Raw genomic sequence first — 18437 nt, forward strand, 5'->3', positions numbered from 1 at the left:
ATAATTTTACACATCGGGCGCGTTTATACAAACCAGACAAACAGGACGGCGGCGAGAGCCAGGCGATAAATGGCGAAGATGCCCAGGCCATGACGCGAAAGGTAACCGACAAAGCCCTTGATGGCAATGACTGCGGCAATCGTCGCCACCAGCATGCCGAGCAGCGTGTTGCTCCAGCCGAACACCTCGATCACGGCAGGGCCGGCTTTCCAGCTTTTGTAGAGCGCGGCGGCGGAGAGCAGGGCAAACCCGGCCAGAAAACTGAATTCGGCGGAGCGCGCCGGCCGCATGCCGGTGAAATAGCCGGCCACCATCGTGACCATCGAGCGGCTCATGCCCGGCCAGAGGGCGAGGCACTGGGCGAAACCGATAAAAAGCGCCTGGCCGGCTTTCAGGTCCTCGCCGGTGTATTCGACGATCCGCCGCGGCTGGCGCTTGCGCCACCACTCGGCCGCCACCATCAGGACGGAACCGGCGACCAGCGCCCACGCCACCGTGCGGATGGAAAAGAGATGGCTGTCGATAAAATCACCGAGCAGCAGGCCGGCGAGTCCGGGCGGGATGCAGGCGAGAACGATGTTGCGCAGCAGTCGCACGCCATCGGGGCTGTTCCCGAAGAGACCGCGGGCGATTTGCAGGAGCCGTCGCCAGTAAATGAGCCCGACGGCGGCAATCGCGCCGGCCTGGATGATCACTGCGTAGGCATCGGCGGCGGCCTTGATGGTGAGGGGTTCGCCTTCGGGGTGTCTGGGCGAGGGTTTTTTGGCCCAGAGCATCTGGCCTTCGCCGTCGTAAAGCGGGACGGTGGATTCGAGGTCGAGGAAGTGGTTGGCGATGACGAGGTGGCCGGTCGAGGAAACCGGGAGGTATTCGGTCACGCCTTCGACGATACCGAGGACAATCGCGTCGAGAGCATCGGGCGGATCGGAGGCCCGGACGATTTCAGTCCTGGCGGGCGTTGCGGGGTCGGACGCGGCAGCATCGTCGGGCGTGGCAAGAGCCGCACAGGACGTTGCGAGAAAAGCGGTTGCCAGCCGGAGCCGGGAGCGGAAAAATGTCATCAAGAGTTGGATACGTGATATGAAAAAGTGTGGCGGGAGCAGGAGCGGCGGACGCAGACCGGGACTGCCAGCAAAAACCGGACCTTCACGGCGAGGCGCGGACGGTTTTATTCGGGAAACCGGAAAATGGTCTCGTCCTGTCTGGCGTAACCGAGGCGGCGGCGGATTTCCATTTCCACAAAGACGGGATCGCGGCGCAGACGTTCCAGGATTTTTTCCTGTTCGGCGAGCCGGGTTTCGGCCTCGGCCAGGCGCTGGCGGGTCTGGGCCTCGATTTCACGGTGCCTTTTGTATTCGAGCCGCGTCTGCCAGAAAAACACGCCGGCAAGGACAAGCGCGCCTGCAAACAGCGTGGTGTAAATGGCAGTGATAACGTGACGCAAGCCCATGTCGATTGTCGGTGGTAGGCGGGAAGGTGGCGCAAAAGTGGCGTTCTGTAAATAGCAGGGTGAGCGGCCGACAGCGTTTTGCGGAGAGTCAGGGGCTGGCGGACTGGCGGCGCCAGAAGAGCAGTCCGATGACGACGATGTTCACGATCATGAACAGCCAGATGATCAGGCGCGCGCGCCGGGCCTGCCGTTCTTCTTCCGGAGTCGGAGGGAGCAGGGCGGGAGAGGGCGCCGGTGGCGGAGGTGAGGAGTCGTTTGCATCCATGCGGAGGAAATGCATTCGTAGTGGCCGATCATGACAACCCGATACTGGCTCGTTAAACAGGAACCGGAATCCTACGCGTGGGAGACGTTCGTCCGCGACGGTCGCACGACGTGGGACGGCGTGCGCAATTTCCAGGCGCGCAACAATCTCAAGGCGATGGGCAAGGGCGACCGCGTGCTCTTCTACGCGAGCGTTTCCACGAAGGCCGTGCAGGGCACGGCGCGCGTGAGCCGCACGGCGTTCCCCGACCCGACGGTCGAGCCCGACGAGGCGAAGGGCGGCTGGGTCGCGGTGGAGCTGGAGGCGGACAGGACGCTGGCCCGGCCGGTGACGCTGGAGGCGATCAAGGCCGAGCCATCGCTGGCCGATATCGCGTTGCTGCGTCAGAGCCGGTTGTCGGTCATGCCGCTGTCGCGCGAGGAGTTCGAGACCATCGTCGCGCTGGGGAAGAAATAAAAAAACAGCGGAGCATTGGAGCGGCGGCGAGGACGCCGCCACTCCGCTGTTGTCGCGTCAGCGGATGACCTGCTCGGTGGCGACGTCGAAGAGGTGGGCCTCTTCCATCTTGAAGGTGACTTTCACGTTCTGGCCGGCCTCGTACTGGTCGGTGGGATGCACGCGGGCGACGAAGTTGGTGCCGCCGGTGTCCAGATAGAGGTAGGTTTCCGAACCCATCGGTTCGGAGACGTCGAGGTGGGCCTCCACGGTGCGTTTCGGGTCGGCATTCGGCACGACGGCGGTGTCCTCGACGTGCTCGGGGCGGACGCCCAGGACCACGTCCTTGCCGGTATGGCCGACGGCTTTCGAGGCGAGCGGCTCGGGGATTGTCAGCGTGACGGGCGGCTTCTTGTCGTTTTTCTCGACGAACTCGAGCGCGTTGCCGGCCTTGCGCAGCGTGCCCTTGAAGAAGTTCATCTGCGGGCTGCCGATGAAGCCGGCGACGAAGAGGTTGTCGGGGCGGTTGTAGAGGGCGAGCGGCTCGGCGACCTGCATGATGTAGCCGTCTTTCATGACGCAGATGCGGTCGCCCATGGTCATGGCCTCGACCTGGTCGTGGGTCACGTAGATCATGGTGGCGCCGAGGCGGGCGTGGAGCTTGGAGATCTCGGTGCGGGTGGAGACGCGCATCTTGGCGTCGAGGTTGGAGAGGGGTTCGTCGAAGAGAAACACCTTGGGTTTGCGGACGATGGCGCGGCCGACGGCGACGCGCTGGCGCTGGCCGCCGGAGAGGGCCTTGGGCTTGCGGTTGAGGTAGGGGTCCAGCCCGAGCATGGCGGAGGCCTCGCGGACGCGCACGTCGATGTCGGCCTTGGGCATCTTGCGCAGTTTCAGGCCGAAGGCCATGTTGTCGTACACGGTCATGTGGGGGTAGAGCGCGTAGTTCTGGAAGACCATGGCGATGTCGCGGTCCTTGGGCAGGACGTTGTTCACGACGCGGCCGTCGATGGAGATGGTGCCGCCGGAGATTTCTTCGAGACCGGCGATCATGCGCAGGGTCGTGGACTTGCCGCAGCCGGAGGGGCCGACCAGGACCATGAATTCACGGTCGCGGATTTCCAGATTGATTCCGTGGACGACCTTCACATCGGGTCCGCCGCTTCCGGGATAGATTTTGACAAGGTCCTTGATGACTACGTTGGCCATGGGGAGTGTGTTGGTTGGAGGAGGGGAAGAGAGATTAAAAAAGTCAAAAAAGCTGGCCTGCCGGAGAAGAGTCAACGCCCAAGCAATCAGAGAACAGGTGTGAGGGCAGATTTTTGAATGAACTTACTCGTAGTTGAGCGCGATTAACGGGGCTGGGACGCAGGGCCGTGGATCACGATTTGGTCCCGGAAGATACTGGTAATGTGGACAGAGGAATGCGGGTCTCTGCGATGAGTGCAGCCAGGTTTTCTCCGGTGGTGTCTTCAAGTGCCTTGGCAATCGTTGCCGTGGTCGTCCGGTCACGCGGGGTCGCGGAAACTCCGGCGAGAAAGGTTTTGACGGCGTCATCGCCATGTCGGGCGGCAATCAGAAAAAACACGCGGGCGGCAACGGCGCCGCAGGTGCTGTAACTGACGGTGCCCGGTCTCTCATCCTTCTCTTGCCCGGTTTTTATTGCTGCTTCATGCTCTCCGGTTTCAGGAGCAGGGCGATTTTCGGGAGCAGGCCAGCCGTGGAGGATATCAACGTTCGCCAGTTCCGAAGCCGATTGGGCGAGTTCGCTGTCGAGATCACAAAAATGGCTGGCCATATCTTTTCCCGCCTGCCGCGAGATGGTTTTCCAGGCGATGTAGTCGGCCGCGCCCTGACAGAACCATTCGCGATCCGCAGTTCCGATGTAGCTCTCGAAGATGCCCACATAAGCGACGGTACGGAGGGTCATGTAGCTTAGCCCGCGTTCGATCATCAGTGAAAACTGATCGGCAAGGTCGGTGAGTTGGCCGATGGCTTCCAGAGCCTCGCCCACGGTTTCTTCGGGTGGCGCGCCTCTGTTTTCGCGGGTGAGGATGACGGGGAAATGCATCGGTTTCGATATAGCCGGACCACCCGGATTGACACGAAACAGGTTGACGAAGCGAGGGGTGGAATCCGCTTTTTGCAACTGGTCGAGAAATTCCGGCGAGAACCCGGCAATCCCGTTCCGGACAACATAGTCAGCCGCTCTGAATGCGGGAAGGTCCGTTGGGCTTCTCTCCAGTTCCGGGTAGGGAGGAGTCTGGTAGCTGGCTGCGAAATCAAAGGTTCCGGTGTTGGTTGCGGCGTCGTAGGAAAAACCGTCAATGGACTCGCCGGAGGAGAGGCGCTGCGTCAGGGCGTCGCGATCCCATATATCGATTTTCCTGGATAAAAACGGCTTCAGGAAAAGGCGCCGCATTTCCGCCATTTTTTCCTGATCGGCCGCGTTCGTGAACAGGTCAAAGAGGAGACGCTGGTTTTCCGTAGCCGCAGGGATGCCGCTTTCAATGGCGATGCGCAGGAGGTAAGCCGCACGATTTTCTCGCAGGTCGCGAATGCCAAGCGCAGGAGGAGGCTCCGGGAATTTGCTTTGATTACCCTTGCCAACCTTGTCCAGGGCAGCCGCATTCATCAGGCTGATTCCTTTCTCGATGGCACGGACATAAGCTTCCTGGCCGGAGGAGTATTCGACCTGGAGCGAATCAAAGGTAGCCACGAGCCTGTCTTTGCGAACCGGATGTGGTTTGGTGTCAGGAACGGGGGCGGTTTTTTGTTCAACTGCGGCGGAGACAACCGGCAGTGGAGATGGGGGAAGGGTGGCGGAGGCGTTGACCGAGGACCATGGCAAACAGGCACACACGCACAGCGGCACCAGAACGGAGAGGCGGGGACGCGGGTTCATGTTGCAATAGTGAGGGCAATCGGGATCAGGTTCGAGTGCGTTTTCCGGCAGGCGGCAGGTATATTGTTATCATCGAAACACCATGGAAACACCGTGAGGACTGGAACTCCGGAGAAAGCCGGGATGCACGCGGGGAGGGAATTCCAGGTTGCCGCAAAAGAATGGAGACGCGTTTCCGGATCATGTGGGTTCGTCTCTTCGTCAGCGTTACTAATGGCCGGACATGTTTTTCCGGAAGCAGGGCTTCTGCCACCCGGGCGATCACCAAAAACCATTTGCCCGCCCGGATGGCGGAGGTCTAGTGTCCTTTGTTTCCGGCCCCCCGCGAGGCTTCCGGCCGGGATTGACCAGACCACATCACACATCAACCACACCTTTATCACGCATCATCATGGCTATCGCTGTCGGCACCCGGGCTCCCGATTTTTCTCTCAAATCCAAGAACGCTGAAGGCCTCGCGGATATCAGACTCGCCGACTACCTCGGCAAGTCGCAGGTCGTCCTCCTGTTTTTCCCGCTCGCCTTCACCAGCGTCTGCACGAGCGAGATGTGCGACGTCTCCAACGGTCTCGGCGCTTACGAACAACTCGGCGCCAAGGTCATCGCCATCAGCGTGGACAGCCCCTTCGCCCAGGAGGCGTGGGCCAAGGCCAACCACATCACCACGACGATCGCTTCCGACCTGAACAAAAAAACCGCCACCGCCTACGGCACCCTCCTCGCCGATCTCAACGGCCTCGGCAGCGTCAGCGCCCGCGCCGCCTTCGTCATCGGCAAGGACGGCGTCATCAAGTACGCCGAGCAGACGCCCACGCCGAAGGACCTGCCGAACTTCGAAGCCATCAAGGCCGCGCTCGCCGCCTGAGCCGGCCGCGGGGGGGGAAGGGCACACGACCTGCTTTTTGCCCTCCCGGTCACACCCGGACGCCATGAGCCCGACGGGGCTCGTGCCCCGACCGACCCGACCCGCGATCTTTTGCTGACAATCTGACAATCCGACGACCCGACCAACCGACCACCTGACCACCACGACCACATGAGCAGCCAGCCGCTCCCGAATCCGTTCAACACGCTCGCGACATTCTCCGCCAACGGCGCCAGCCACTCCTTCTACTCGATCCCCGCGCTCGAGAAGGCCGGCGTCGCCAACGTGAAAAAACTTCCGGTTTCCATCCGGCTCGTGCTCGAATCGCTCCTGCGCAACTGCGACGGCAAGCGCGTTTCCGAACAGGCCATCCACGACCTCGCCACCTGGCGGCCCGGCGCGCCACGCACCGAGGAGATTCCCTTCGTCGTTGCCCGCATCGTCCTCCAGGATTTCACCGGCGTGCCCCTGCTCGTCGACCTCGCCGCCATGCGCTCCGCCGTGGCCCGGCTCGGCAAGGACCCGAAAATCATCGAGCCGCTCGTCCCCGTCGATCTCGTGGTCGACCACTCCGTGCAGGTCGATTTCGCCGGCTCGGCCGAGGCGTTCCAGAAAAACCTCGAGCTCGAATTCACCCGCAACCGCGAACGCTACCAGTTCCTCAAGTGGGGCATGCAGGCGTTCGACACCTTCAAGGTCGTGCCGCCCGGCATCGGCATCGTCCACCAGGTCAACCTCGAATACCTCGCCCAGGGCGTGCTCCGCGACGCCAACAACGTCTGGTACCCCGACACGCTCGTCGGCACCGACTCGCACACCACGATGATCAACGGCCTCGGCATCGTCGGCTGGGGCGTGGGCGGCATCGAGGCCGAGGCCGGCATGCTCGGCCAGCCCGTGTATTTCCTCACGCCCGACGTCGTCGGCGTGCACCTCACCGGCTCGCTCCGCGAAGGCGTCACCGCCACCGACCTCGCGCTCACCGTCACGCAGCTCCTGCGCAAGGCCAAGGTCGTCGGCAAATTCGTCGAATTCTACGGCCCCGGCGCCGCCGCGCTCCCGGTCGTGGACCGCGCCACCATCGCCAACATGGCTCCCGAGTATGGCGCCACCATGGGCTTTTTCCCCATCGACGGCGAATCCACCACCTACCTGCGCGCCACCGGCCGCACCGACGAGCACGTCGAGCTTTACGAAGCCTATTACAAGGCCCAGGGGCTCTGGGGCATCCCGCAAAAAGGCGACATCGACTACTCGGTGGACATCGATCTCGACCTCTCGACCGTCACGCCCAGCGTCGCCGGCCCCAAGCGCCCGCAGGACCGCATCGAGCTCTCCGGCCTCAAGAGCGAATTCCACACCGCCTTTTCACGCCCCGTCACCGAAAACGGGTTCGGGAAAAAATACGAAGATTTCTCCACCGTCGCCGCGCAGGTGCGCGACACCCGCCTCGGCCACGGCAGCGTGCTCATCGCCGCGATCACGAGTTGCACCAACACCTCCAACCCGAGCGTCATGCTCGCGGCCGGCCTGCTGGCGAAAAAGGCCGTCGAACGCGGCCTCACCGTCAATCCGCTCGTCAAGACCTCGCTCGCGCCCGGCTCGCGCGTCGTCACCGACTATCTGGACAAAACCGGCCTCCAGCCCTACCTCGACCAGCTCGGCTTCGAAACCGTCGGCTACGGTTGCACGACCTGCATCGGCAACTCCGGCCCGCTCGACCCGGCCATCGAGGAAGCCGTCGTCAAGAACGACCTCGTCGCCGCCTCCGTCCTCTCGGGCAACCGCAACTTCGAGGCCCGCGTCCACCAGAACATCAAGGCCAACTTCCTCATGTCGCCGCCGCTCGTCGTCGCTTTCGCGCTCGCCGGCCGCGTCGATGTCGACATGTCCACCGACGCGCTCGGCACCGGCAAGGACGGCCAGCCCGTTTACCTGCGCGACCTCTGGCCCACGCTCCAGGAAGTGCGCGACCAGCTCTCTGCCGCGCTCAAGCCCGAAGTCTTCCGCCGCCTCTACACCGACTTCGCCGCACAGAACCCGAAATGGAACGAAATCCCCTCGACCACGGGCAACGTGTACGAGTGGGACCGCGACTCGACCTACATCCAGGAGCCGCCCTTCTTCGAAAACTTCTCGCTCACGCCCGGCACCATCCAGCCGATCACCGGCGCGCGCGCCCTCGGCATTTTCGGCGACTCCGTGACGACCGATCACATCTCGCCCGCCGGCGCGATCAAGAAGACCTCGCCCGCCGGCCGCTACCTCGAGGCACACGGCGTGGCCTTTGCCGATTTCAACAGCTACGGATCGCGCCGCGGCAACGATCGCATCATGACCCGCGGCACCTTTGCCAATGTCCGCATCAAGAACCTGATGCTCGGCGGCAAGGAAGGCGGCAACACCCTCGGCCCCGACGGCCAGGAAACCTCCATCTACGACGCCGCCCAGGCCTGGAAGGCCGCGGGCAATACGCCGCTCATCGTCATTGCCGGGCAGGAATACGGCACCGGTTCCTCGCGCGACTGGGCGGCCAAGGGCACCAACCTCCTCGGCGTGAAAGTCGTGGTGGCGCAGAGCTTCGAGCGTATCCACCGCAGCAATCTCGTCGGCATGGGCGTGCTCCCGCTCCAGTTCAGGGAAGGCGACACGGCGCAGACGCTGAAGCTCGACGGCACGGAGACGTACGATGTCATCGGCCTCGATTCGTCGATCCGCCCGCAGCAGGACCTCACGCTCAAGATCACGCGGAAGGACGGTCAGGTCGACACGATTGCGGTGCGCTGCCGCATCGATACGCCCATCGAGATCGATTATTACCAGCACGGCGGCATCCTGCCCTACGTGCTGCGCCAGATCGTGGCGCAGGGCTGAGAGCCAAGGAGCGACGGCACCTGCAGGGGCGCACTTCACGTGCGCCCGTTTGCAGAACGAAGCTCCGATGATCATCAACGGGCGCACGTGAAGTGCGCCCCTGCGGACAGTGCAGGTCCGGATCGGGATGCAGGCCTCACGCCACCGGGGCCAGCAGGCGTTCTTCGGCGGCGAGCAGGGCGGTGGCGAATTCTTCCGGGGTCGAGGCATTCATGAGCGCCTCGCGGTTGGCCGGATCCTTGGCGATCCGGCACAGGGTACTGACGATGCGGAGGTATTCGGTGGGGTTGTTTTTCGGAGTGCCGAGGACGAACATCAGGCGGACGTTCTGGTTGCCGTTTTCGTAAATGATGCCGGTGTTGCTCCGGCCGATGGCGAGAACGATGCGGCGCACATGCTCGGTGCGGGCATGCGGCAGCGAAATTTCGTTGCCCAGACAGGTCGTATCGAGCCGGTCGCGGGCGAGCAGCTCGTTGTAAAACCCCTGAAAATTAAGGACTTCAGGGTGTCCGTCAAGCAATCGGGCCACCTCGTTGAGCGCGGCGGTGCGGCGGGTGTTTTGCACCTGCAGCGAGATATACGAGGCGTCGACGAGTTCTGACAGGCGGACAGGCATGGGCGGCTCCCTTGGTCGAATGGTGGTTTACGCGGAGGGGTCGAAAAAACGACGCCCGCCTTGCCGGGAAGGCAAGGCTGAAACGGACGGATGAAACGGAAAAAACTGACACCCGGACCCGCCCCGTGGCAAGGGGCGTCATCCGATATTTGCGGGAGCTGCGGGAAGCCGTTGCGAAGTCAGCTTTTCCGGTCGGGGCGCTTCACGGTGAAACGCTCGCGGGTGCCTGCGTAATCCTCGCCGCCCATGCGGCCGATGGTGTCGAGTTTCGCGGGATCGACGCGGCCGCGCTCGTCGAGAACGGAGTCGCTGATGTGGGCGCAGAGGATGCGGCCGATGATGATGTGGGCGGCCAGAGGGCCTTCGCCCACGTTGACGATCTGGTGGAGCCTGCACTCGAACGCCGCCGGGGCCGCGGCGACGCGCGGCGGGCGGATGTGCAGGCTGGCGGCCGGTTCGATGCCGAACGCCTCGAACTCGCTCTCGCCGTGGGGGAGGAGCGAGGCGGTGTTGTTCATCGGCTCTGCGAGCGCCTGCGGCACCACGTTGACGACAAATTCGGGCACGGCCTCGATGTTGAGCACCGTGTCCTTCTTTTTGCCGTCGCGGTTGTTGACCGGGATAAAAAGCAGGGTGGGCGGGTTGGAGGTCACGCCGTTGAAAAACGAGAACGGCGCGAGGTTGGTTTTGCCGTCGGCGGAGACGGAGGAAACCCAGGCGATGGGACGCGGGGTGATGAGGCTCACCATCCAGGCGTAGGCGTATTTCGGTTCGAGGGAGGAGAAATCCAGCAACATGGCGGAGGTTTTAGGGTTGCGCGGGAGGAGGAGCAAGCTCCGGGAGTGGCCTGGCGCGAACCCGGTATCCGGCTGGCCGCGCCCGAACCGGGACGATCCATTTTTACCACGAAGGATGCGAAGGGTGCGAAGAAGAATCCTGATGGCTCTTCGTGGCCTTCGCGTCCTTCGCGGTAAAAAATCCGGCCCGGCAGCTTTCTCTTCTGGACAAAACCGCTCGTTACGGGCGTCTGAAAACGGATGCCGGAAGAAAGGGATTGTTATCTGCCGCCAGCGGGAGTGTTGTGCGTGCTACGCATCCCTATGAAGAAAGGTCTGATTGTTCTCGATTCGCATGCCTATGAGCTGATTTACGGTGACGAAATGCGCGCCGAAATCGCCGGCTTGGTCGACCTGGTTTCCCCCCGGCCGCTGACGAAAGCGGAGGTGGCGGCCGACCCTGCGATCCTGCGCGACGTGGAAGTGATCTTTTCGGGCTGGGGCGCCCCCAGGATGGATGCGGCGTTTCTCGAAGCGGCGCCGAAACTGGAGGCGGTGTTTTACGGGGCCGGCTCGATCCGCGGTTTTACGAGCGACGCGTTCTGGGAGCGCGGCATCACGGTGGCCAGCGCCTACGCGATGAACGCCATCCCGGTGGCGGAGTTCACGCTGGCGACGATTTTGCTCAGCCTGAAAAACACCTGGCGCTATGCGCTCGGGGCGAAGCGGCTCGGCCATTACCCGGAGCGCATCCCGTGCGCGGGCGGCTACGGCAGCAAGGTGGGCATCATCTCGCTCGGCATGATCGGCCGGCTGGTGCGCGACCGGCTGCGTCCGTTTGACCTGAAGGTGCTCGCCTACGATCCGTTCGTGAAGCCGGAGCAGGCGCGCGATCTGGACGTGGAACTGGTGTCGCTCGACGAGATTTTCCGCCAGTGCGACGTGGTCAGCCTGCACACGCCCTGGCTGGCGGAGACGGTGGGCATGATCACCGGGCAGCATTTCGAACTGATGAAAGCCGGCGCCACGTTTATCAACACGGCGCGCGGCGCGGTGGTGCGCGAGGATGAAATGATCGCGTCGCTGGCGAAGCGGCCGGAGATCACGGCGTTGCTCGACGTGACGTACCCGAAGGAGCCGCCGTTGCCGGAGTCACTCCTGTGGACGCTGCCCAACGTGGTGCTGACGCCGCACATCGCCGGCTCGCAAAACGGCGAATGCCGCCGCATGGGCCGGCTGATGCTCGACGAGTTCGGCCGCTGGTCGAAGGGCGAGCCGATGCAGTGGTCGATCACCCGCGAACGCGCGGCGGTGCTGGCCTGAGGGGCCGGCTCCGTTCATCCGGTTGCTTTCGAACAATCCGCGCTGCGCCGTCGGCCTCGGCGGCCACGGCTTGGAAGATCGTGGAGCAGGTGGCGTTGCAGGCGTCGAAGGTCGAAGGGAGGGAAGGTCGGGGATCAAGTTTGCGCGTCGCGCGCATCTGACGATACCGGCTGGCGAGGGTGGTGGCGGGGAGGGAGAGGGCGGCGATCAGGCGCCGCTAGGGTTACACCCCATATCGCCTCCTGGTTTTATAGGCTAACCTGGGCTCAGTCCCGTTCAGTCCTTACCACAAACCTTAACATGGAACATTGTTTTATGCATGACATCGCCTACATCCTCCCTCCCGTCGCCGCAATCGGCTATTCGCTTGTCTATATGCTTCTCGGCGGCGGCCTGCTCGGCGCGGGTTTGATTTTCGTGATCGCCAAACTCCTGGGCAGGTAAAACCGCCGCACCTGAAAATTCAGTTTAGCGAAAATTGTCCAATTATTTTATGAATTTCATTCCATCTGTTTCTCCCTCGGAGCTTCCCGTCTCGTCCGCCCCGTATTCCACCTCTTATTATAATAACCTGGGCCATGCTTTCCGCTCCGTCTCCTGGCCCGCCATCTTTGCCGGTCTCATCGCGGCCATCGCGCTGGAGGTGCTGTTCATGTTGCTGGGGGCGGGCCTGGGATTTGCCATTTACAGCCCCCTGACGGACGCGACCCCCATCGCCTCCCTGGGTGCGGGAGCCCTGATCGTGCAGGGCCTGAGCGCCGTCGTCTCGCTTTGGTTTGGCGGCTGGGTGGCCGGCCGTTTTACGCCGGCGGGCGTGCGCGCCACCGCCTGGTTGCACGGTTTTATCGTTTGGAGCGCGGCCACCGTGGCCGGAGTCTTGTTTGTTTCCGCCGGCGCGGGCTGGGCGCTGGGTGATTTATCCAAAATCGTAGGCGGCGGCCTCTCCCTGGCCGGCCAGCCGGCGGCGGCGATCGCGAGCGGCGCGGCCGACATAACCAGGGATGCGCTCAAGCAATCCGACGGCGCCTTCGCCAGCTTCACCGACGAAGCGGTGGGCAGCCGCCCTGCGGGCGAGACCGCCAACACCTCCATCCGCGCCAAAAGAGAGGTGGGCATGGCCGTGGCCCGGTTTTTTAATCCGATGCAGGAGGAGAACAGGGATGTGAACCGCACCGCCCTGGTCAAAGTCCTCGTCGAGGAGGCCGGTCTGAGCGAGGCTGCCGCCAACAAAGCGGTCGCGGACTGGACGGCGACGTATGAGCGGCTGAAAACCGATCTCGCCGCTGCGAAGGATGCGGCGGAAGCCAAGGCGCGCGAGGCGGCCGAAGCGACGGCCAAGGCGCTGGCGATTCTTTCGCTTGGCTATTTTGTCGCTTTCGCCATCGGAGCGGTGGCGGCCACCTGGGGCGGGTGCCACGGGGCCAAATGCGCCCGCACCTGCGAGATCCGGACGACTCGCGTGGCGGAGTGAGGCCGGCTCCGCTCATCCGGCCTTGTTCAGCAGGAAATCCGGGAGCCAGAGGCGGTCGCTATCGGCGATCCTTGCTCCGTCCACCGCCACGACCGTCAACCGTGCCGAACGCGGAGCCGTTGCGCATGACCGACCCGGTCGCTCGCGAGAGAGGCATCTGGCGGAAGCACGAAGCGTTCGCCGCGCGGAGTCACGACCTTGAGGATGTCCGGGCTCCGTGCGGAGCCCGATCTGGCCCGTTTCGCTCAACCTGTTGCGTGCCGCTGTCCGGGACGGAGCCGGGCGGCAGCACACCGTCGCGTTGCAGTTTTTCCGCGAGCGTCTCGTCGGCGGCATAGATGCGCCAGTCGCCGCCGGAGCGGTGATCGCAGGCTCCACCAGAACAACGGATAAATCGCGAACGCGCGGCGGTGCTGGCGCAAGAGTCAGGCCGCCGGGCGGGTGCGGTTTTCCGGTCAATTACGGGTGTGCCGCACCTTCATCATCAGATCGAGCCATTGCAGAGAGGCGGGGGCAGCAGAGGGGAGCGTCGCGCGGATTTCATTGGGACCACGGCGAACCAGATCGGGTGTTACGGGATAAACCAGCCACTCGCCTTCCGCTGCGGGATTGTCGAGCCGGATGTCGTTGAAGCGGATTTCGGGCGTGTGCCCGGCGACGGGAGCATTTGTTTTTGTATCCGGATTTTTGATGCGGAGACAAAGTGAAAACGACGGAGGACGCTCCATCGATGCGGGTGATTCGGCGAGGCGGATGCGGGCGCGGGCGGTCTGCCCCGGCGCGAGCAGGCGGGGGGCGCCGGGATTCAGCGTCTCGATCGTCTGATACGGGCCGAGCGGCAGGTTGCTGCGCATGGGCGTGGCGCCGACGCCGGGCACGGAGGCGAAGTAATCCTTGTCGAGCGTGGCCAGCAGCGCGGGGTCGCCGGCTTCGCGCCAGATCGGGCGGCGGGGGTTGAACTGGTTGAAGAAATAGACGCCATCGGCGCCGGCGTCCAGGGCGTTGGCGACGCGGGCGCGGTAGGCGAGATCGGTCATGCGCAGGGTCGAGCGGTGCGGCGGCGTGTCGGCGGTGTCGGGCACGCGGGCGTCGTCGAGCGAAGGATAGATTTTGACGCCGTGTTTGCGGGCGAGCGTCACGCTTTCCTCCCAGTCGTTGAGTTGAAAGTATCCGCCGACGACGAGCAGATCGACGAGATCGCCGGAGAGCCAGGTTTCGAGGTCGAGCCCGATGGCGCGGGAGTAGGTGGCGGAGTCGGGCACCCGGACGGCAATGAGCAGGGGGCGTCCGCGGCGGCGGCCTTCGGCGTCGGTCATGGCGCGGACACGGCGGAGCAGGTCGGTCATCATGGCGAGTTCGCCGGCGGTGGCGGGCCGGCCTTGCGTGGTGGAAGGGAAAAACAGGGGGTGACGGAAAAAATCGAGTTCGACGCCGTCCACGTCGTAATGGAGGCAGACTTCCTCGATGTAGCGGAAGGCGAGTTCGCGGATTTCGGGACGGGCGTAGTTGACAGCCGACCAGGAGCCGTAGGGCAGCCGTTCGCCGCGTTTGCCGAGGAGGTATTCCGGATGCTCCATCTTGAGGCGGTTGGCCTCGAAGAGGGCCGGGCCGTACTTGTCGGCGTAGCCGTCGTGGTTGTCGTTCATCCGCATGGACCAGAAAAGCTCCAGGTCGTGTTCGCGGGTGAATTTCCGGACCACGCGCAGCGGATCGATGCCGGCGTCGAGCAGGGCCTGCATCTGGTTGTTGGCGTGGCGGTTTTCCTGGCTGGTGAAAATCTGGCCGACCCGGGTGAAGTGCGTGAAGAGGCCGAAGCCGGAGCTCCAGGTGCAATAAAAGAGGCTGTCCACCTGTGTGCCGGCGAGCGGGGCGATGCGGCGGGCGAGCAGGTCTTCGGCGGAGGGGCGGCGGAGCATCATGACGGGTTCGTTGCCGTCGTTGTTCACGATGACGCGTCGGGGGCGGTTGACGGTGGATTGCCGCCATTCCCGGTCCGCCGGTGACGGCGGCGGCGCGGATTGCGCGCGGACCGGGGACAGGGCGGGTGCCAGGGCGAGGACGAGGAGCGGAAGGAAACGGCAGCGGATCATGGGAGCGGGGAGGCGGGTTGCGTGGAAGGGAGGGGGGATGAGGTTGCGCGGCGGCGGGCGAGCTCGGCCTTGATTTCGTAAACCCTGTCTTCGTCGAGTTCGTAGTTGCGCATGATGAAAAAGGCGGCGAGGGCTCCGGCAAACGGCATGAGAAAATAGAAAAACTTCATCAGGCCGAGCGTGCGCGCGCCTTGTGCTCCGGTCTGTGCGTCAAAGCCGATCCAGACGAGGATGAAGCCGCAGATGAGGGAGCCGAGCGAGCTGCCGGCCTTGTCGCACCAGGAGAGGATCGAGGCGAGAAAGGCTTCGTTGCGCCGGCCGGTGCGCCACTCCTCGTAGTCGGCGATGTCTCCGAGCATCGAGGCGCCCATGAGTGCGATGCCGGAAATGGCGGCTCCGTTGGAAACGAGGACGACGAGCTGGAGCCAGGGAAGCCCCGGCTGGTAAACGACGAGCTTGGCGAGGCACCCGGCCATGAGGACGCAGACAGCGATCTGGAAGGTGCGTTTCTTGCCGAGGCGTTTCGACAAGGCCGGATAAACGAAGACCGAGCAGCCGACGGCCGACAGCATGAACGCCGAGCCCATGAAACCGTAGGCCCACGCGGCCCGCTGAAGGTCGCCGCCGAAAACGTAGTAGTTGTTCATGTACACGGCGAACATGCCGACGATGTTGTAGCCGAAGCTCTCGATGAGACGCGAGGCGACGACGCGCTTGAGGGGAGGATTGTGCCAGACGTGGCGGAGGCTTTCGCGGAGTTTCAGCCGGGGCTGGCGGGCGGCGACGCGTTCGTAGTTGCGTTCCCGGCAGAGCCAGACGGGAAGCAGCGCCAGGAGAAGGTAGATCGCGGCGACGACGAGCATCACGTTGCGCAGGCCGGTGACGGGATCGCCAAAGATTTCGAGACGCGTGAGGGGAAACAGCCACTGGCTCGATATCTGGAAAACAAAACCGAAGACCATCGCGATCATGGCGACGCGGGTGCGTTCGTGGTAGTCGTCGGTGGCCTCGATGCGCAGGCCCATCAGCGACATCGAATAAAACGTCTGCACGGAGTAGAACGCGAGGGAGACGACGAGGAGGTGAAAGAACAGCCACGTCTCGCCGGCTCCGCGAGGAAACCACCAGAGCGCGAAAAAGAGCGCCGACATGGGCAGGGCGGACGCGGCCATCAGGGGAAGGCGGCGTCCGCGGCGGGAGCGGAAGTTGTCGGAGAATTGCCCGATAAGGGGATCGGTGAAGGCGTCCCACAGGCGCTGGATGAAGAGGACGGTGCTGATGAGCGCCGGGCTCATGCCCAGCGTCATGTTGAAGATCGGATTGATCAGCGTATGGAGCGTGGCGGGGCAGCCGGCGGCGGCGTTGCCCAGGCCGAGACCGAGTTTTTCGCGCCACGGGACGCGGTCTTCCGGGCGCGTTTCGTGGTGGCCGCCGCGCGCGGGGCCGGCGGGAGTGGGATGATCGGTCATGTGTGACTGGATACGCCGGGGAGTGGCGGCGGCCCGGGACGGGCGCACCGCCTTTCCGGATTCGCCGGAGGATCAGCGGCGGGCGAGGCGTCGGCCGGCGAGCGCCGCCAGCGAGAGAAGGCCGGCGCACAGGGCGAGGGTCGAGGGTTCGGGAATGGGCGTGACGGTGCCGGTGACCGAGAAGGCGGAGAGGGCGAGGAGGCCGCCCGACGTGGCCGACGTACCGAGGTAAGCGTCCTGCTCGAAGTAGAGGCCGACGGCAGTGACCGCGGTGAGTTCGATAGCGGTGAAACTGGCGGTGCTTTGGTCGAAGTTGAGCGAGGTGGCGGGATCGTAGGCCGCCCATCGGGTGGAGCCGAGCGCGGCGCCGGAGAGGGAGACAGTGGAAATGGTGTTGTGGGCGGCGGTGATGGTCGCCTCCGACACGTAGTAGCTGGCGCCAACCTGCACGAGCCAGCGGCCGGTGGGGACGAACGCGCCGTCCGCACCGGAGGCACGATAGGTGACGCTGAAGCCGTCGGGGTTGAAAGAGCCTGTGTTCCAGGGAGCGGCGAAATCGGCCTGTTTGAAGAGATAGACGGAGGCGAAACCGAGGGTGCTGCCCGCCCAGCCGGTGCTGACGTTGGCGTAGATGCGCAAGACGTCGTTGCTGCCGAGAAGCGACCAATTATTGAGAATCGTCCCTGCTGGAGTCGAACCTTGCACCGAGGAACTTGTGAAGGCGTAGCCTCCGTAGAACACGGGGCCGGAATAACCGGACGACGGACTGAGCGGATTTGTATCGCTGAAGGCATTCAGGTAAGTGTAGGGGCCGGGGCTGACACCTGTGCGGGTGGCGGTCCGGGCGAAAGTGGTGTCCGCATCCACGTAGGAGGTGGTCGGACCGAAACTGAAGACGGTGTCAGCCGAAGCCGGAAGGGCGGCGAGGCCGAGGATGCCGGTGGCGGCGATCGCGAGGAGAGGAACGGAATGGCGTGTTTTCATGATGTCTGTGATGGTGATTTGATCGTGGTGTGGCCGGTGGGCCGGCGGGCGGGAAACCGGCAAAAACAGGCGCGCAAGAAACCATGCGGCGCGCCGGAGAGCGTCGTGAGATGGGTGAGGCGGGGAGAGGAAAGAGAGCGAGCGGGGCGGTTATTCCCTGATCAGCCAGAGGGTGGCATCGGTGGTGAGGCGGGTTTTGTCGAGGCGCTCGACGTGGCCGTCGAAGAACGCGGCGTTGGCGGCGTCGCGGTGGCGCAAGGCGACGGTGTTGGAGGAGCCATCGACTTCCCCGTGGTATTCGCCCAGGCCGCTTTCGAATTTGATGGACCATCCGAGGGCATCCACAAAGGCGATGACCCGGGAGGGCCGGGGGATTTCGGCCATGGTCACAATGATTTTTGAGCCGGGAGACATGATGCTGCCGGGCAGGCTGCTGTAGTTACAGGCGTAGGAGCGGGCGATCCAGCCGTCGCCGAGGGTGGCCTTGGGACAGAGCAGGGCCTTGGGCCAGCCTTCTTTCACGGCGGTGTTGGACCGGTTGGCGTCAAAATCGCGGGTGATGCCGAGCTGGCGGGTGTAGTCGGTGTTGGCATACCAGGCGACGCGGTCGGAGGAGGTGCCGTCCTCGGGGATGACGGAGCAGGGAACGTAAGCGCCGTCGCGGTTGTTGTTGGCGAAGGCGATGTTGGCGAGCTGGAGCTGGCGGAGGTTGGAGACGCAGCGGGCGGCGTGGGCGGTTTCGCGGACAGCGCCAACTGTCGGGATAATGATGGCGGCGAGGATGCCGATGATGGCGATGACGGTGAGAAGTTCGATGAGCGTGAAGGCGGTGCGTGCTTCCGGAGGAAGCCGGTATCCGGGGCGCAGGGTTGGCGGGGAGAGGGGATGTCGGCGGGTATTCATGGCAGTGCGGC

At 64.0% G+C, this 18437-nt stretch carries 17 protein-coding genes; 6 read left to right on the top strand and 11 right to left on the bottom strand.

Features of this window, described 5'->3' with window-relative positions:
• Positions 1 to 23: 23 nt before the first annotated feature.
• From OPIT5_16780 to OPIT5_16790, 3 genes are all read right to left on the bottom strand, one after another.
• A complete protein-coding gene (locus tag OPIT5_16780) occupies positions 24 to 1061 on the bottom strand; it encodes a UDP-diphosphatase (protein ID AHF91618.1) in 1038 nt (345 codons plus the stop codon).
• 107 nt (positions 1062 to 1168) lie between these two features.
• Positions 1169 to 1450 carry a septum formation initiator gene (locus tag OPIT5_16785; GenBank protein ID AHF91619.1) on the bottom strand — a complete coding sequence of 94 codons (282 nt, stop codon included), beginning with the start codon at positions 1448 to 1450 and terminating at the stop codon, positions 1169 to 1171.
• A gap of 88 nt (positions 1451 to 1538) precedes the next feature.
• Positions 1539 to 1730, bottom strand: coding sequence for a hypothetical protein (locus OPIT5_16790; protein ID AHF91620.1), 192 nt, complete (start codon positions 1728 to 1730; stop codon positions 1539 to 1541).
• A gap of 15 nt (positions 1731 to 1745) precedes the next feature.
• On the opposite strand from OPIT5_16790, the gene OPIT5_16795 reads away from it, so the two are divergent.
• Positions 1746 to 2171: a ubiquinol-cytochrome C reductase gene (locus OPIT5_16795; protein AHF91621.1), complete on the top strand. Its 426-nt coding sequence runs from the start codon at positions 1746 to 1748 to the stop codon at positions 2169 to 2171.
• 57 nt (positions 2172 to 2228) lie between these two features.
• Here the strand turns inward: OPIT5_16795 and OPIT5_16800 are convergent, their stop codons facing one another.
• Both OPIT5_16800 and OPIT5_16805 read right to left on the bottom strand, forming a co-directional pair.
• Positions 2229 to 3359 (bottom strand): sugar ABC transporter ATP-binding protein, encoded by a 1131-nt coding sequence (locus OPIT5_16800; GenBank protein ID AHF91622.1) that lies wholly within the window; start codon positions 3357 to 3359, stop codon positions 2229 to 2231.
• 172 nt (positions 3360 to 3531) lie between these two features.
• Positions 3532 to 5055 (bottom strand): hypothetical protein, encoded by a 1524-nt coding sequence (locus OPIT5_16805; protein AHF94472.1) that lies wholly within the window; start codon positions 5053 to 5055, stop codon positions 3532 to 3534.
• A gap of 391 nt (positions 5056 to 5446) precedes the next feature.
• Between OPIT5_16805 and OPIT5_16810 the strand changes: the two genes are divergently transcribed.
• Together OPIT5_16810 and acnA are read left to right on the top strand one after the other, a co-directional pair.
• Positions 5447 to 5920: a peroxiredoxin gene (locus OPIT5_16810; GenBank protein AHF91623.1), complete on the top strand. Its 474-nt coding sequence runs from the start codon at positions 5447 to 5449 to the stop codon at positions 5918 to 5920.
• Positions 5921 to 6091: 171 nt separating this feature from the next.
• A complete protein-coding gene (gene acnA, locus OPIT5_16815) occupies positions 6092 to 8794 on the top strand; it encodes an aconitate hydratase (protein AHF91624.1) in 2703 nt (900 codons plus the stop codon).
• Between the two features lie 136 nt (positions 8795 to 8930).
• Here acnA and OPIT5_16820 read toward each other — a convergent pair whose 3' ends face one another.
• Positions 8931 to 9410, bottom strand: coding sequence for a PTS glucose transporter subunit IIA (locus OPIT5_16820; GenBank protein AHF91625.1), 480 nt, complete (start codon positions 9408 to 9410; stop codon positions 8931 to 8933).
• Between the two features lie 179 nt (positions 9411 to 9589).
• On the bottom strand, positions 9590 to 10207 hold the full coding sequence (locus OPIT5_16825) for a flavin reductase (GenBank protein AHF91626.1): 618 nt from the start codon (positions 10205 to 10207) through the stop codon (positions 9590 to 9592).
• A gap of 303 nt (positions 10208 to 10510) precedes the next feature.
• Here OPIT5_16825 and OPIT5_16830 point away from each other — a divergent pair, with 303 nt between their 5' ends.
• From OPIT5_16830 to OPIT5_16840, 3 genes are all read left to right on the top strand, one after another.
• On the top strand, positions 10511 to 11509 hold the full coding sequence (locus OPIT5_16830) for an oxidoreductase (protein AHF91627.1): 999 nt from the start codon (positions 10511 to 10513) through the stop codon (positions 11507 to 11509).
• A gap of 315 nt (positions 11510 to 11824) precedes the next feature.
• A complete protein-coding gene (locus OPIT5_16835) occupies positions 11825 to 11953 on the top strand; it encodes a hypothetical protein (GenBank protein ID AHF91628.1) in 129 nt (42 codons plus the stop codon).
• A gap of 49 nt (positions 11954 to 12002) precedes the next feature.
• Complete coding sequence (locus OPIT5_16840) at positions 12003 to 12980, top strand: hypothetical protein (protein AHF91629.1); 978 nt, start codon at positions 12003 to 12005, stop codon at positions 12978 to 12980.
• Between the two features lie 455 nt (positions 12981 to 13435).
• On the opposite strand, the gene OPIT5_16845 is transcribed toward OPIT5_16840, so the two are convergent.
• The 4 genes from OPIT5_16845 to OPIT5_16860 form a co-directional block, all read right to left on the bottom strand.
• Entirely contained in the window at positions 13436 to 15070 is a 1635-nt protein-coding gene (locus OPIT5_16845; protein ID AHF91630.1) for a hypothetical protein, read from the bottom strand.
• Positions 15067 to 16539, bottom strand: coding sequence for a sodium:melibiose symporter (locus OPIT5_16850; GenBank protein ID AHF91631.1), 1473 nt, complete (start codon positions 16537 to 16539; stop codon positions 15067 to 15069). The genes OPIT5_16845 and OPIT5_16850 overlap by 4 nt, the downstream gene beginning before the upstream one ends.
• Before the next feature lie 72 nt (positions 16540 to 16611).
• Entirely contained in the window at positions 16612 to 17523 is a 912-nt protein-coding gene (locus OPIT5_16855; protein ID AHF91632.1) for a hypothetical protein, read from the bottom strand.
• Positions 17524 to 17673: 150 nt separating this feature from the next.
• Positions 17674 to 18426, bottom strand: a complete 753-nt coding sequence (locus OPIT5_16860) for a hypothetical protein (GenBank protein AHF91633.1) — start codon at positions 18424 to 18426, stop codon at positions 17674 to 17676.
• Between the last annotated feature and the right edge of the window lie 11 nt (positions 18427 to 18437).

It is taken from the genome of Opitutaceae bacterium TAV5 (genome assembly GCA_000242935.3).
Classification (GTDB): Bacteria; Verrucomicrobiota; Verrucomicrobiia; order Opitutales; family Opitutaceae; genus Geminisphaera.

Bases quoted from the DNA above. Each gene is read 5' to 3' on its own strand.
- OPIT5_16845 (AHF91630.1), bottom strand. From the start codon at position 15,070: ATGATCCGCTGCCGTTTCCTTCCGCTCCTCGTCCTCGCCCTGGCACCC.
- OPIT5_16860 (AHF91633.1), bottom strand. From the start codon at position 18,426: ATGAATACCCGCCGACATCCCCTCTCCCCGCCAACCCTGCGCCCCGGA.
- OPIT5_16830 (AHF91627.1), top strand. From the start codon at position 10,511: ATGAAGAAAGGTCTGATTGTTCTCGATTCGCATGCCTATGAGCTGATT.
- OPIT5_16835 (AHF91628.1), top strand. From the start codon at position 11,825: ATGCATGACATCGCCTACATCCTCCCTCCCGTCGCCGCAATCGGCTAT.
- OPIT5_16805 (AHF94472.1), bottom strand. From the start codon at position 5,055: ATGAACCCGCGTCCCCGCCTCTCCGTTCTGGTGCCGCTGTGCGTGTGT.
- OPIT5_16780 (AHF91618.1), bottom strand. From the start codon at position 1,061: ATGACATTTTTCCGCTCCCGGCTCCGGCTGGCAACCGCTTTTCTCGCA.
- OPIT5_16840 (AHF91629.1), top strand. From the start codon at position 12,003: ATGAATTTCATTCCATCTGTTTCTCCCTCGGAGCTTCCCGTCTCGTCC.
- OPIT5_16790 (AHF91620.1), bottom strand. From the start codon at position 1,730: ATGCATTTCCTCCGCATGGATGCAAACGACTCCTCACCTCCGCCACCG.
- acnA (AHF91624.1), top strand. From the start codon at position 6,092: ATGAGCAGCCAGCCGCTCCCGAATCCGTTCAACACGCTCGCGACATTC.
- OPIT5_16855 (AHF91632.1), bottom strand. From the start codon at position 17,523: ATGAAAACACGCCATTCCGTTCCTCTCCTCGCGATCGCCGCCACCGGC.
- OPIT5_16785 (AHF91619.1), bottom strand. From the start codon at position 1,450: ATGGGCTTGCGTCACGTTATCACTGCCATTTACACCACGCTGTTTGCA.
- OPIT5_16800 (AHF91622.1), bottom strand. From the start codon at position 3,359: ATGGCCAACGTAGTCATCAAGGACCTTGTCAAAATCTATCCCGGAAGC.
- OPIT5_16795 (AHF91621.1), top strand. From the start codon at position 1,746: ATGACAACCCGATACTGGCTCGTTAAACAGGAACCGGAATCCTACGCG.
- OPIT5_16820 (AHF91625.1), bottom strand. From the start codon at position 9,410: ATGCCTGTCCGCCTGTCAGAACTCGTCGACGCCTCGTATATCTCGCTG.
- OPIT5_16850 (AHF91631.1), bottom strand. From the start codon at position 16,539: ATGACCGATCATCCCACTCCCGCCGGCCCCGCGCGCGGCGGCCACCAC.
- OPIT5_16810 (AHF91623.1), top strand. From the start codon at position 5,447: ATGGCTATCGCTGTCGGCACCCGGGCTCCCGATTTTTCTCTCAAATCC.
- OPIT5_16825 (AHF91626.1), bottom strand. From the start codon at position 10,207: ATGTTGCTGGATTTCTCCTCCCTCGAACCGAAATACGCCTACGCCTGG.